Here is a 12,860-nt window from a genome sequence, read left to right on the forward strand (position 1 = left end):
CGGGCCGCGGCCCCGACCGCGAACAGCACGTTGGCGGTCTTCGACTGCGCGTACGCGAGCCAGGGGTCGTACGGGCGGCGGTCGAAGAACAGGTCGTCGAAGTCCACCCCGCCGTTGACGTGCCCGACCGAGCTGACCGAGACGACCCGGGCGTCGCCGGCCGCGGCCAGCGCCTCGGACAGGCCGGTGGCCAGCGCGAAGTGGCCGAGGTGGTTGGTGGCGAACTGGAGCTCCCAGCCCTCGGCCGTGCGCAGCAGCGGGGTGGCCATGACCCCGGCGTTGTTCACCAGCACGTGCAGCGGTCCGGTCCAGCCGGCCACGAACGCGGCCACCGACGCCTGGTCGGCCAGGTCCAGCGGCGCGACCAGGACGTCCCCCGCGATGCCGGCCGCCGCGCGCGACCCGGCCTCGACGTTCCGCACGGCCAGCGTCACCTCGGCGCCCGCGCCCGCCAGCGCCCGCGCGGTCTCGACCCCGATCCCGGAGGAGGCGCCGGTGACGATCGCCCGCCGGCCGGTGAGGTCGACGCCCGCGACCACCTCCGCCGCCGTCGACGTCGCCCCGAACCCTGTCCGCACCAAGCCGGTCATCCGGTCCTCCTCCGCGTCCGTCCCTCAGAGGCTAACCGGAGTCTCCTCCGCTTCTTCCCGTGGGTGGTGGAAGGGCCAGCCGCGGTGGCGCTGGAAGGGGATCTCGAAGACGGCGGCGAACAGCCGGGCCACGACCAGCGCGAGCGGGACGGCCACCCCGAGCGTGGCCCAGAACGTCGGCAGCCCGCGCGGGACGAGGTCATGGTGCTTGATCGTGCGGCTCACGATCACCACCAGCGGCAGCTGGACCAGGTAGAGGCTGTAGGAGAACGAGCCCAGCCCGCGCACCGGCCGGGTGTCCAGCAGCCGGACCAGCGGCGCCGGCCGCCCGGACGTCACCGCCACCAGCAGCAGCACCAGCGCCGGGCCGATCGCGAGGTCGATCCAGACGTACTCGCGGACGGTCCAGATGGTGCCGCGGATCACGATGACGGCCAGCACGGGAGCGGCGGCCAGTGCGGCCAGCCAGGGCCAGGGCAGCCGGCGGACCCGGTCCGAGGCGACCACGATCCCGGCGCCGGCCATCCCGAGCACGAACAGCGGCGCCAGCTGCGGGGTCAGCCCGCTCAGCTTGTTCACCGGCGACACGGCCGGGCCGAACAGGCCGACCGCGACGGCCGGCAGCGTGGCCAGCACCACCATCGCCACGGTCCCGAGCCGGCGGCGGAGCAGGAGCAGCAGCGGGAACACGACGTACAGCTCGGCCTCGACGGCGATCGACCAGAACGTGCCGTTCGGGGTCGGCGCGACCACGAGGTCCTGCAGCAGCAGGCCGTAGACGGCGACCGTCCGGCCGGTGGGCGCGACCGAGTGCGGCTGCGGCCCGTACGACCAGGCGACGATCAGGCTGAACACCAGCGCCGCCCAGTACGGCGGGAGGATCCGCCAGGCCCGGCGGCGCGCGTACCGCCCGATCCCGCCGAGCCGCCAGCCGTGCCGGGCCGGCGACACCGAGAGGGAGAAGCCCGAGACGACGAGGAAGAACACCACGGCCAGGTGCCCGAACAGCAGCCCGCCGAGCCACCACGGCCCGTGGTTGCGCGGGAAGCCGGGGTAGGTCAGCAGCCAGCAGTGGAACAGCAGCACGTAGAGCGCGGCGAACCCGCGCAGCCCGTCGAGCCCGGCCAGCCGGCTGCGGGCCGGGGCAGACACCGGAGCTTGCTCCACACGGGTCACCGTCCTCTGGTACGCCTTCGGACTCGCTGGGGTTCATGTCCAGATCAGGCAAGTCTTGCCTTGCTGGCGGCCGATCCCGGATCTGCGGACAGTGGTGGGGTGAGCGAGCAGCTGGCGACCCATCCGTACGAGCCCCATGCGGGCGGCCTGGCCGGGCGGCTGAACTGGCTGCGGGCCGGCGTCCTCGGGGCCAACGACGGGATCGTGTCGGTGGCCGGGATCGTCGTCGGCGTCGCCGGGGCGACCCCGGCCCGCGGACCGGTGTTCACCGCGGGCCTGGCCGGGCTGGTCGCGGGGACGGTCTCGATGGCGCTGGGCGAGTACGTCTCGGTCAGCAGCCAGCGCGACAGCGAGCGGGCGCTGCTGGCCAAGGAGGCGGCGGAGCTGCGGGACATGCCGGAGTCGGAGCTGGCCGAGCTGGCCGCGATCTACGAGGGCAAGGGGCTGCGGCCGGAGACCGCGCGGCAGGTCGCGGTCGAGCTGACCGCGCACGACGGGCTGACCGCGCACGCCGAGGCCGAGCTGGGCGTACACCCCGACCAGCTGGCCAGCCCGGGGCGGGCGGCGCTCGCCTCCGCGGTGGCGTTCGTGGCCGGGGCGCTGCTGCCGCTGGTGGCGATCCTGCTGCCGCCGGTGGGGGCGCGGGTCTGGGTCACGGTCGCGGCCGTGCTGGCCGCGCTCGGGATCGCGGGGGCGGTCAGCGCCCGCATCGGCGGCAGCGACCCGCGCCGGGCGGTCCTGCGGGTGGTCCTCGGTGGCGCCGCGGGCCTGGCGCTGACCTGGTCCATCGGCTACCTCTTCGGAACCGCCCTGCACTGAGGCCACCCCCTCGGCGGCCCGTGGACCCGAGGGGGTAGACAGCAGTCGTGGGAGTGGAGGACTGGCTGCTGACGGCGGCCGAGCGCGGCAACCCGGCGACCGGGATCGACCGCCGGCACCCCGGCGGCGAGGCCTGGTCGACCGGCAACCGGGTCACCCCGCTGGTGCACGGCGGCCGCTACTTCGCCGCCCTCGTCGCCGCGGTGGACCGTACGGTCGCCGGGGACCTGGTGTTGTTCACCGACTGGCGCGGGGACCCGGACGAGCGGCTGACCGGCGAGCCCGGCAGCGAGGTGTCCGGGCTGCTGGCCCGGGCGGCCGGGCGCGGGGTCGACGTCCGGGGGCTGGTCTGGCGCTCGCACCTGGACCGGCTGGCGTTCTCGGCCGCGGAGAACCGGCGGCTCGGGGCCGAGATCAACCGGGCCGGCGGCCAGTGCCTGCTGGACATGCGGGTCCGCCTCGGCGGCTCGCACCACCAGAAGTTCGTCGTGCTGCGGCACCCCGGGCGGCCCGAGCTGGACGTCGCCTACGTCGGCGGGATCGACCTGTGCCACAGCCGCCGGGACGACGCGACGCACGCCGGCGACCCGCAGCCGATGGGGATGGCCGCGGCGTACGGACCGCGGCCGCCCTGGCACGACGTGCAGCTGGAGATCCGCGGGCCGGCCGTGGCCGACGTCGAGGCGGTGTTCCGGGAGCGGTGGGACGACCCGCAGCCGCTGTCCCGCAACCCGGTGCACCTGCTCGTGGACCGGGTCCGGGAGCACGAGCGGCGGCGGCGCCCGCTGCCGGGCCCGCTGCCGGAGCCGCCGGCGGCCGGGCCGCACACCGTGCAGCTGCTGCGGACGTACCCGGCCCGGCGCGGGGGGTACCCGTTCGCGCCGGCGGGGGAGCGCAGCGTCGCCCGGGGCTACCTCAAGGCGCTGGAGAGGGCCCGGCACCTGATCTACGTCGAGGACCAGTACCTCTGGTCGGCCGACGTGGCGTCGGTGTTCGTCGCGGCGCTGCGGCGGGAGCCGGAGCTGCGGCTGATCGTGGTGCTGCCGCACCACCCGGACCAGGACGGGCGGCTGTCGAAGCCGCCGAACCTGGTCGGCCGGGGCCGCGCGCTGGACCGGATCCGGGCCGCCGGCGGGGACCGGGTCGCGATCTACGGCGTGGAGAACCCGCAGGGCACCCCGGTGTACGTGCACGCGAAGGTCTGCGTCGTCGACGACATCTGGGCCTCGGTCGGGTCGGACAACCTCAACCGGCGGTCCTGGACCCACGACTCCGAGCTGGCCGCGGTCGTGCTGGACGAGACGGCCGGGGAGGCCGAGGGGCCGCGGGCGTTCGCCCGGGAGCTGCGGCTCACGCTGGCCCGGGAGCACCTCGACCGGGCCGACGGGGACGTCGCCGACCTGCTCGACGTCCGGTCCGCGTTCGACCCGATGGCGGCGTCGGCGCGGGCCCTGCAGGCCTGGCACGACCGGGGCCGTACGGGGCCGCGGCCGCCGGGCCGGCTGCGGCCGCTGGACGACTCGGCCGATCCGCGGTCCTGGTGGGCGGCCGCGCTCTACCGCACGGCCTACGACCCGGACGGGCGGCCGCGCGAGCTCCGTCGCCGGCACACCTTCTGATCCGCCGGCGTCGGCGGGTCAGGCGGGCGGTGCGGCCTGTCCGCCGGCCTCGGCAGGGTCAGGCGGGTTGTACGGCCTGGGTCCGGGAGAGGCGCAGCGCGCCGGCCAGGACGAGGGCGACGCCGGCCAGGGCCGCGGGCACCCAGCCCGGCCGGGGCGTGTCGCCGAGCAGGGCCGCGCCGGCCAGCGCCGGGGCCAGGGTCTCGGCCGCGACGACCGTGGCCGAGGTCGCGGTGACCGAGCCCCGCTGCAGCGCGGCCGGGTAGAGCACCTGGGAGACGGCGCCGGCCCCGAGCAGCGCCCACACCGCCGGATCCCGCACCAGCACGGTCGGGTCGAGGGTCGCCGGCACCACCCGGCCGGCCAGCGCGACCAGCCCGAACTCCAGCCCGGCCAGCAGCCCGAGCACGATCCCGGTCACGCCCGGCCGCCGCGCCAGCGCGGCCGCGACGAGCGACAGCAGCACGGCCGTCGCGAGCAGCCCCCAGCGCCCGGATCCGGACAGCACGCCCGGGTGCTCCCGCCCGGCCGAGAGCGCGACCAGCCCGAGCCCGGCCACGACGGCGCCGACCGCCAGCCACGCCGGCCGGCCGATCCGCGCGTGCAGCACCGGCCCGGACAGCAGCGCGACGACCGCGAGGTTGGCCGAGATCGCCGACTGCACGGCGTACACGGGCAGCTGGCGGAGCGCGACCAGGCTGAGCGCGAAGCCGACCAGGTCGAGCAGCAGCCCGGCCGCGTACGGTCCGGACCGCAGCAGGCGCAGCAGCAGCCGCGGGTCCAGCCCCTCGGCCCGGTCGGCCCGGGCCGCGGCGACCGCCTGCAGGACGGTCGCCCCGCCGTACGCGACGGCGGCCGCCAGCGCGCACAGCAATGCGAGGACCACGCGCCGACCGTACGGGGATCAGGGCGCCTCGTAGCGGTAGCCGTAGCCGCGCAGGGTGGTGATGCGACCGGTGAGGCCGGCCTCGCCGAGCTTCCGCCGTACGGCCAGGACGTGCATGTCGAGGGTCTTGGTCGAGCCGAACCAGTTCTCGTCCCAGACGTCGGACATCAGCCGCTCCCGGCTCAGCGCCTCCCCGGCCGAGCGGGCCAGCACGGCCAGCAGGTCGAACTCCCGCGGCCGCAGCGGCACCTCCACCCCGTCCACGGTGACCCGGCGGCTGCCCGGGTCGACCAGCAGCGGGCCGACCCCGATCGGCGGCTCGGGGGCCGGCTCGGAGTTGCCGCGGCGCAGGTGGGCCCGGACCCGGGCCAGCAGCTCGGTCAGCCGGAACGGCTTGGTCAGGTAGTCGTCGGCCCCGGCGTCCAGGCCGAGCACCACGTCGATCTCGTCCGTACGGGCGGTGAGCATGACGATCACCACGTCCGGCAGGGCCGAGCGCAGCTGCCGGCACAGCGCGGTCCCGTCCAGGTCCGGCAGGCCGAGGTCGAGCAGGATCAGGTCGACCCGGGCCCCGCCGGCCATGTGCTCCAGCGCGGCCCGGCCGGTGCGGGCCCAGCGGACCCGGTGACCCTGGGTGGCGAGCGCGCCGGCCAGCTGGTCGCCGATGTCCGGGTCGTCCTCGACCAGGAGCAGCTCGGACACGCAGCGATTATGCCGCCGTCCACGACCGAAGGATCAGACTCACCACCGGCCCCGCCCCGGGCTGGCCTCCCGGCCCCGTTCCGGGCCCGGCTCCCGGCCCCGCCTCGGGCCCGGCTCCCGGCCCCGCCTCGGGCCCGGCTTCCGGCCCCGCCTCGGGCCCGGCTTCCGGCCCCGTTCCGGGCCCGACTTCGGGGCCGCGCAGCGGGCCGGAGCCGGGGTCGGTGACGACGAGGCGGGCGCCGATGGACTCGGCGAGATCGCGGGCGAGGGCGAGGCCGATCCCGGTGCCGCGAGCGCGAGGGTCCCCGCGGCGGAACGCGGCCGCGAGCCCGGCCGCGTCGAACCCCGGTCCCTGGTCGGACACGTCCACCGCGAGCCCGCCCCCGGCCGTGCGGACCGTGACCGTGACCGTGCCGGCCCCGTGCGCGAGCGCGTTGGTGACCAGCACGTCCAGGACCTGGTGCAGGACCGCCGGGGTCGCCGCGGCCGGCGGCAGCCCGGGCTCGACCCGGATCAGCGCCTCCCGGCCGCGGCCGGCCGCCAGCTCGGCCCAGCGGCCGGCCCGGGCCGACTCGACCAGCGTGCCCAGGTCCACCGGCCCGACCGGCGCGAGCGGGTCGCGACCGCGGGCGATCAGCTCGTCGACGGTCGACTCGACCCGGTCGGCCCGCGCCAGCGCCTCCCGGATCGCGGCGTCCCGGTCGGCGGTGGGCGTCAGCAGCGTCCGTTCCAGGCCGAGCCGGAGCGCGGTCAGCGGCGTACGGACCTGGTGGGAGGCGTCCGCGGCCACCGACCCGGCCCGCTCCAGCAGGCCGCCCAGCCGCCGGGCCGTGGCCCGCAGCGCCCGGCCCGCCTCGGCCGCCTCGTAGAGCCGGGACGACCGCGGCTCGACCGCGAAGTCGCCCTCGCCGAGCGCGTGCGCGGCCCGGGTCAGCTCCTCCAGCGGGGCCGCGATCCGGCCGGCCTGGCGGCGGGCCAGCAGGGCCGCGACCGCGAGCACGAGGACCGCGAGCACGGCCATCGCCCCGAACGTGGCCCAGGTCCGGTCCAGCACCCGGTCGTACGCGACCGCGGCCCGGACCACCACGTCCCGCCCGCCCGACCGGACCGGGACGGCGACGGCCAGCTCGCCGCCGGAGAGCTCCTGCTCCTCGTCCCGGCCCGCGCCGACGGCGACCGCGAGGGCGCTGTGCGCGGGGCCGGTGCCGGTCAGGCGGGTGCCGCCGGCGTCGTACACGGCCAGGTGGGTCTCCGGGCGCCGGGGTTCGGGCAGGCCCGCGCCCAGGCCGGAGGTGTCGCCGGACAGGGACCCGGCCGCCCGGCTGGCCTCGGCGGACAGGCGGGCGGCGGCCTCGCCGCGGTAGAGCCGGGCCGCCGCGATCGCCAGCGGGACCGCGAACAACGTCACCGCGAGGACGGCGACGACGAGGATCGCCGAGCCGACCGCGCGCCGCACCGGCACCAGCCGCCCGTCCTCGTCCCGCCGAGGCCCCGGCACCGGCCCGGGCGCGGGGTCCGGAGGGGCGACGGGGGGCGGGGGAGCGGGCGTTGACCGTCCGCTGACCTCCGGTACCGGCGCCGTTGACCGGCGCTGACCTAGCGTCATGTCCGTCTACCGCGGCCGGCATCGGCGCCAGCACCACACCGATCGCCCGCACCCGCCGAGGAGCCCGGTGACCGAGTCCGTCCCACCCGCACACGGTCCCACGCCCGGTTCCGTATGCCGCCGCGGTGCCGGGATCGTCGCACTGCTGCTGCTCGCCGGCACGCACGTCGCCCCGCTGCGGACCGGCGGAAGAGCCGCCTACCTGGACGCCGGCCTGGCCACGGTCGCGGCCGCCGCGCTGCTCACCGCCGGCCTGCTCGCCGCCCGGGACACCCGCTGGGACTGGTACGGCGCGGGCCTGCTGGCCGCCGCGGCCCTGGCCGGCTACCTGGTCAGCCGCGGCATCGGCTGGCCCGGCGCCAGCACCGTCGTCGGCCACTGGAGGTCCCCGGCCGGCACCGCGGCCGTCGCCGCCGACCTGCTCACGCTGGCCGTGGTGGCGGCCGGGCCGGTCAGCGAGCGGCACGCAGGAGCGGCACGAACAGAACCAGGGCGACCGCCTGGACCGTCCCCACGAACGCGACCGTGACGCCGAGGCCGTGCTCGTAGAGCAGGCCGATCAGCGCCGCGCCGGCCAGCCAGGCCAGGCCGTACACGGCGGTGAAGGTGCCGTAGCCGGCGCCGCGGCGGTGCGCCGGGACGAGGTCGGCGACGGCGGCCCGCATGGTCGAGTCGTGCACGCCCATGGCGGCGCCCCAGACCACCGCGCCGGCCACGAACAGCCCGGTCGTCGCGGAGAACGAGAGCAGCGGGACCACCGCGGCCAGCGGCGGCAGCACCACCAGCCCGCGCAGCCCGATCCGGTCGTAGACCCGGCCGAAGGCGACGGCGGCGATCGCGGCCGCGGCCATCGCCACCGCGTACAGGACCGGGACGAGCGGGGTGGCGAGCAGGTGCCGGCTGGTGAGGTGGAAGGCGAGCACGGCCCAGGTGGAGAAGCCGAGCATGGTGGTCGCGGAGAACGCCGCGTACTGCCAGAACCGGCGCGGCAGGCCGGCCTCCAGCCGCAGCCGTTTCTTCTCCGGGACCTCCACGGCCGGCTCCCAGACCGCCGGGTCCGGCGCCCGGCGGCGCAGCCGGGCCAGCGCCGCCAGCGCCAGCGCCCCCGGTACGGCCAGCAGCCCGAACGCCAGCCGGTACCCGCCGCCGAGCGCGATCGTCGCCGCGATCAGCAGCGGCCCGGTCATCGCGCCGACCTGGTCGACCGCCTCGTGCAGCCCGAAGGCGTAGCCGCGGCCGAGCTTCGCCGAGGCATGCGCGAGCATCGTGTCCCGGGCCGGGGTCCGCACCGCCTTGCCGACCCGCTCGCCGTTGTAGAGCAGGCCGGCCGCGGTCAGGCCGCCGGCCAGCGCGAGCAGCGGTACGCAGACCGCGGTCAGCCCGTAGCCGAGGATCGTCTGCGGCCAGGGCCGCCGGGACCGGTCCACGAACCGGCCGGTGACCAGCCGCAGCACCAGCGCGGCCGCCTCCCCGGCGCCGGTGACCAGCCCGACGACCGCGGCGGTCGCGCCGAGCGAGCCCAGGTACGGCCCGATGATCGAGCGGGCGCCCTCGTAGACCACGTCGGCCAGCGCGGAGACGATCCCGAAGCCGACGACGAACCGGACCGGGCTGATCCGGTTGGCCGCCGGCTCAGGTCGGGGCGGCACGTTCGGCGGCGGCCAGCGGCCGGGGCGCCGGCGCCCACCGCAGCACGCCGGTCGCGGCGGTCGCGGCCAGCGCGACGGCCACCCCGGCGACGACGTCGAGGGTGTAGTGGTTCGCGGTGGTGACCGTCACCGCGGCGGTGATCAGCGGGTAGACGGCGGCCCCGATCTTCCGTACGCGGCCGGTCAGGACCGTGCCGGCCAGCACCGCGACCCAGGTCGCCCAGGCCAGGTGCAGCGAGGGCATGGCCGCGAACTCGTCCGGGGACACCGGTCCGGCCGGTCCGGTGCCGAGCCCGGCCGCGGCCAGCGAGTCGACGAACCCGCCGCCGGGCAGCAGCCGCGGCGGCATCACCGGGTAGACCAGGAAGACCGCCAGCCCGACCAGGTTGATCGCGACCAGCGCGGTCCGGGCCGGCCGGTACGCGTCCGGCCGGAACCACCAGCACCAGGCCAGCAGCCCGATCGTGACCGGGATGTGCGCGAACTGGTACCAGCCGCCGGCCAGCAGCTCGAACAGCCCGTGCCGGGACAGCCAGTCGTTCGCCGGGTGCTCGAGGTCCAGGTGCAGGACCCGCTCCAGCGCGAGCACGTCGTCCGCGTGCCGCTCGGCCTCGCCGCTGCGGGTCGCGGCCAGCCGGCGGACCCAGTCGTACACCCGCACCAGCAGGAGCACGACGACGATCTCGCCGAGCAGGTACGGCCGGACGCGGTCGCGGCGCAATCCCATCAAATGATGCGGCGTTTCACGAGCACCCCGAGGGTCCAGGCGCCCGGCACGAGCGGCACCCACACCGTGAGGAACCGGTACGCCAGCAGCCCGCCCACGGCCGCCGGCACCGTCAGGCCGGACGCGACCAACGCGGCTCCGAGCACGACGTCCAGGCTACCGATGCCGCCGGGTGACGGGATCAGCGCGCTCAGCGCGGACGAGCCGAGGTAGACCGCCAGCACCACCCCGAGCGGGAGCGGGCTCCCGACCGCGTGCAGGACGCCGTACAGGACGATCCCGTGCACGACCGGCAGGGCGAGCGCGCCGGCCCAGAGCTGGGCCGCCCGCCGCGGGTGGGTGGCGACCGCGGCCAGCCGGCGGTACTCCTCGACCACCCGGACCCGCACCGCCCGCAGCGGCCGCCGGGCCAGCACCGCGGCGGCGGCCAGCACGACCAGGACACCGGCCAGCACGAGGCCGCCGGACCCGTCGGAGAGCCGGTCGACCCGGGTGCTCGCCTCCGTCCGCAGCGCCGGCGGGGCGAACGCGATCGTCGCCACCAGCAGCGCCAGGTGGGTCACCGCGCCGGCGCTGGCGTTCAGTGCCTGGCAGGCGAACGCGGCGTCGCGGGTCATCCCCTGCCGGCGCAGGAACCGGACGTTCACGGCCAGCCCGCCGGCCCCGGCCGGCAGCACGTGGTTGACGAACGAGCCCGCGACCTGGACCGCGAACAGCCGCAGCAGCGGCGGCCGGTCGGCCAGCACGCCCATCTGCATGACCGTCCCGGAGATCCAGATCAGGCAGGCGGCCGCGGCGGCGAAGATCAGCCACTCGCCGTCCGCGGCCAGCAGCTGGCCGGCCCCACCGGCCAGCGCGGACCGGTGCAGCACCGCGACGACGACCGCGCCGAGCGCGACCAGCCCGGCCAGCCCGGTGGTCACCGGCGAGATCCGGCCGTCCTCGATCGGGTCGAGCGCGGTCACCGCCGGGCCCCGGTGAGCGGACGGGGCATGCCCAGCAGCGCCGCCGCCTCGTCGTACGCGGCGGCCGAGCGGGCCAGCACCGCGTCCCAGCTGATCGGGCAGGGCGTCTCCCGGTTGTGCCGGGAGATCGACTCGCGCAGCGGCTCGTCGGTGGCCAGCCGGACCAGCTGCGCGGCCATCTGCTCGTCGGTGCCGGACAGCAGCCCCTCCTGCCCGTGCCGGACGAACTCGACCACCCCGGTCGAGGCCCGGGCCAGCACCGGCAGCCCGGCGCAGCGGGCCTCCAGCGCCGCGATGCCGAACGACTCCAGCCCGGCCGGCGCCACGAACACGTCGGCCGAGTGCAGCAGGCCGGCGACGACCGAGCGCGGGGCACTGCCGGGAAGGGTCACCCACGGCATCATGCCGTGTTCGCGCAGGTACCGCTGGGCCGCCGGCCGGCGCGGTCCGTCCCCGAGCACCACGGCCCGCAGCCGGATCGAGTCCGGGATCTCGGCCCGGGCCTGCCGCAGCATGCGCAGCAGCGGCAGGGTGCGCTTGCGAACGGTCAGCCGCATCACCGCGGCGATCACGATCGTGTCCGGGATCCGGGGCCGCCGCGGCTGGTCCCAGTCCCCCTGGTCGATGCCGTTGGGCAGCATCGTCACGGTGGTGCCGCGGGGGAGCATCCGGCGGACCGGGGCCGCGGCGGCCGCGCTGACCGCGGTCCAGCGGATCGGCAACCGGCTGATCCCGGCGACCGCGTCGACCGACCGGAAGATCGGGGCCACGTACGCCCAGAGCGAGTGCACGGTCACCACGGTCGGGATGCCGGCCCGGGCGGCCGCGCCCGCGACCGAGAACGCCAGCGGCGAGCCCACCCCGACGTGCACGTGCACGGCGTCGAACTTCCCGCCCAGGACCGTACGGACGGCGGCGGCGGGGCGGCGTACCCGCGGGCCGCTCACCCGGTGCACCGGCAGCGGATCGGGCTCCGGTCCCGGGCCGGAGCCGGTGACGACCTCGACGGTGTGCCCGGCCGCCTGCTGGTGGCCCGCGAGCCCGGCGATCTGCAGCTCCATCCCGCCGAGCCGCGGCAGGTACGAGTCGCTGACGTGCGCGATCCTCATGCGTCCTGCCGGACCGGCGTACGCAGCGAGGCGAAGACGTCGTCGGACAGCGGCGGGCCCGGGACCCGGCCGCGCTCGACGTACCACTCCCGGCCGAGGACGCGGGCGAACACCGGGCGGGGCAGCCGCAGCAGCACCGCCACCGTCCGGATCCCGGTGTCGGCGCCGGCCTGGCTGGCGTGCGCGGCCAGCGCCGCCCGCTTCGCCGCCAGGTACGGCCGGACGTCCAGCTCGTGGGTCAGCTCCGCCCGCGGCGTGTACGCCCGGTCCAGCGCCGGCATCGACCAGCGCCGCCGCAGCACGGGCAGCCGGCGCAGCAGCCGGACCACCCGCAGCAGCGTGTCCCGGTCCACGGTCGCCTCCAGCACGACCGGCGTGCCGGCCAGCGCCGCGGCCCGGACCCCGACCCGGTGCACCTGCACGTGGTCGGGGTGGCCGTAGCCGCCGGCCGGGTCGTACACGGTCAGCGCGTCGGCCCGCTCGGCCCGCAGGATCACGGCCACCTGCTCGGCCACGGCCTCGACGTCGGCGTCGGCGAACGCGCCCGGGACCCGGTGCGCACCGTCCATGCCGGAGTCGGCGTGGCCGAGCCAGCGCACGTCGTAGCAGCCGAGCGCGGACGCGGCCGTCTCCAGCTCCCGGACCCGGCGGTCGCCGAGCCCGTCCCGGCGGGCGGCGTCGGTCAGCCCGGCCTCGCCGCGGGTCGCGACGACCAGCACGACCCGGTGCCCCTCGGCCGCCGCGCGGGCCATCAGGCCGCCGGTCAGCAGGGCCTCGTCGTCGGGGTGGGCGTGCAGGCAGACGAGGGTGCGGGAGGCCGCGTCGACCGCGGACGGCGTGGTCACGGCGCGACGCTAGAAACCCCCCGGCAAACGGACGGCAAACGGGCTCAGCCCAGGCGGAGGCGGCGAGGCGGTCCGGGTCGGCGAGCACGTCGATGGCGGCCGGACCTGGCCGGGCCGGAGGCTCTCCCGATGGCCGGGCTCGTCCGGACGTACCTGCGAGCCACCGG

General features: G+C 77.2%; 13 protein-coding genes. 3 read left to right on the forward strand and 10 right to left on the reverse strand.

Annotated elements, in window-relative coordinates; translation table 11 throughout:
- Together VGP36_15720 and VGP36_15725 are read right to left on the reverse strand one after the other, a co-directional pair.
- On the reverse strand, window positions 1–590 hold a 590-nt coding region (locus tag VGP36_15720; GenBank protein HEV7656161.1), incomplete at its 3' end, for an SDR family NAD(P)-dependent oxidoreductase.
- Between the two features lie 24 nt (window positions 591–614).
- Window positions 615–1,757 (reverse strand): acyltransferase, encoded by a 1,143-nt coding sequence (locus VGP36_15725; GenBank protein HEV7656162.1) that lies wholly within the window; start codon window positions 1,755–1,757, stop codon window positions 615–617.
- Between the two features lie 108 nt (window positions 1,758–1,865).
- On the opposite strand from VGP36_15725, the gene VGP36_15730 reads away from it, so the two are divergent.
- Window positions 1,866–2,585: a VIT family protein gene (locus VGP36_15730; GenBank protein ID HEV7656163.1), complete on the forward strand. Its 720-nt coding sequence runs from the start codon at window positions 1,866–1,868 to the stop codon at window positions 2,583–2,585.
- A 47-nt stretch (window positions 2,586–2,632) separates the two neighbouring features.
- A complete protein-coding gene (locus VGP36_15735) occupies window positions 2,633–4,204 on the forward strand; it encodes a phospholipase D-like domain-containing protein (GenBank protein ID HEV7656164.1) in 1,572 nt (523 codons plus the stop codon).
- A gap of 58 nt (window positions 4,205–4,262) precedes the next feature.
- On the opposite strand, the gene VGP36_15740 is transcribed toward VGP36_15735, so the two are convergent.
- From VGP36_15740 to VGP36_15750, 3 genes are read right to left on the reverse strand one after another with little or no spacing between them, the layout of a single operon-like run.
- Window positions 4,263–5,090 (reverse strand): hypothetical protein, encoded by an 828-nt coding sequence (locus VGP36_15740; GenBank protein ID HEV7656165.1) that lies wholly within the window; start codon window positions 5,088–5,090, stop codon window positions 4,263–4,265.
- A gap of 18 nt (window positions 5,091–5,108) precedes the next feature.
- The gene (locus VGP36_15745) at window positions 5,109–5,792 is read right to left on the reverse strand and encodes a response regulator transcription factor (GenBank protein HEV7656166.1); all 684 of its coding nucleotides are present in this window, start codon (window positions 5,790–5,792) and stop codon (window positions 5,109–5,111) included.
- 7 nt (window positions 5,793–5,799) lie between these two features.
- Complete coding sequence (locus VGP36_15750) at window positions 5,800–7,254, reverse strand: HAMP domain-containing sensor histidine kinase (GenBank protein HEV7656167.1); 1,455 nt, start codon at window positions 7,252–7,254, stop codon at window positions 5,800–5,802.
- A 211-nt stretch (window positions 7,255–7,465) separates the two neighbouring features.
- Between VGP36_15750 and VGP36_15755 the strand changes: the two genes are divergently transcribed.
- On the forward strand, window positions 7,466–7,927 hold the full coding sequence (locus tag VGP36_15755) for a hypothetical protein (GenBank protein HEV7656168.1): 462 nt from the start codon (window positions 7,466–7,468) through the stop codon (window positions 7,925–7,927).
- On the opposite strand, the gene VGP36_15760 is transcribed toward VGP36_15755, so the two are convergent.
- Genes VGP36_15760 through VGP36_15780 form a run of 5 tightly spaced genes read right to left on the reverse strand, consistent with a single transcriptional unit; the run spans window position 7,851 to window position 12,693 of the window.
- Window positions 7,851–9,047 (reverse strand): MFS transporter, encoded by a 1,197-nt coding sequence (locus VGP36_15760; protein HEV7656169.1) that lies wholly within the window; start codon window positions 9,045–9,047, stop codon window positions 7,851–7,853. The genes VGP36_15755 and VGP36_15760 overlap by 77 nt on opposite strands.
- Window positions 9,031–9,774, reverse strand: coding sequence for a phosphatase PAP2 family protein (locus VGP36_15765; protein HEV7656170.1), 744 nt, complete (start codon window positions 9,772–9,774; stop codon window positions 9,031–9,033). The genes VGP36_15760 and VGP36_15765 overlap by 17 nt, the downstream gene beginning before the upstream one ends.
- Window positions 9,774–10,739 (reverse strand): lysylphosphatidylglycerol synthase transmembrane domain-containing protein, encoded by a 966-nt coding sequence (locus VGP36_15770; GenBank protein ID HEV7656171.1) that lies wholly within the window; start codon window positions 10,737–10,739, stop codon window positions 9,774–9,776. Before VGP36_15770 ends, VGP36_15765 begins: the two co-directional genes overlap by 1 nt.
- Window positions 10,736–11,848, reverse strand: a complete 1,113-nt coding sequence (locus VGP36_15775) for a glycosyltransferase family 4 protein (GenBank protein HEV7656172.1) — start codon at window positions 11,846–11,848, stop codon at window positions 10,736–10,738. Before VGP36_15775 ends, VGP36_15770 begins: the two co-directional genes overlap by 4 nt.
- Window positions 11,845–12,693, reverse strand: coding sequence for a PIG-L family deacetylase (locus VGP36_15780; GenBank protein ID HEV7656173.1), 849 nt, complete (start codon window positions 12,691–12,693; stop codon window positions 11,845–11,847). The genes VGP36_15775 and VGP36_15780 overlap by 4 nt, the downstream gene beginning before the upstream one ends.
- Window positions 12,694–12,860: the final 167 nt, after the last annotated feature.

The organism is Mycobacteriales bacterium, from assembly GCA_035995165.1.
Taxonomy (GTDB): Bacteria; Actinomycetota; Actinomycetes; order Mycobacteriales; family CADCTP01; genus CADCTP01.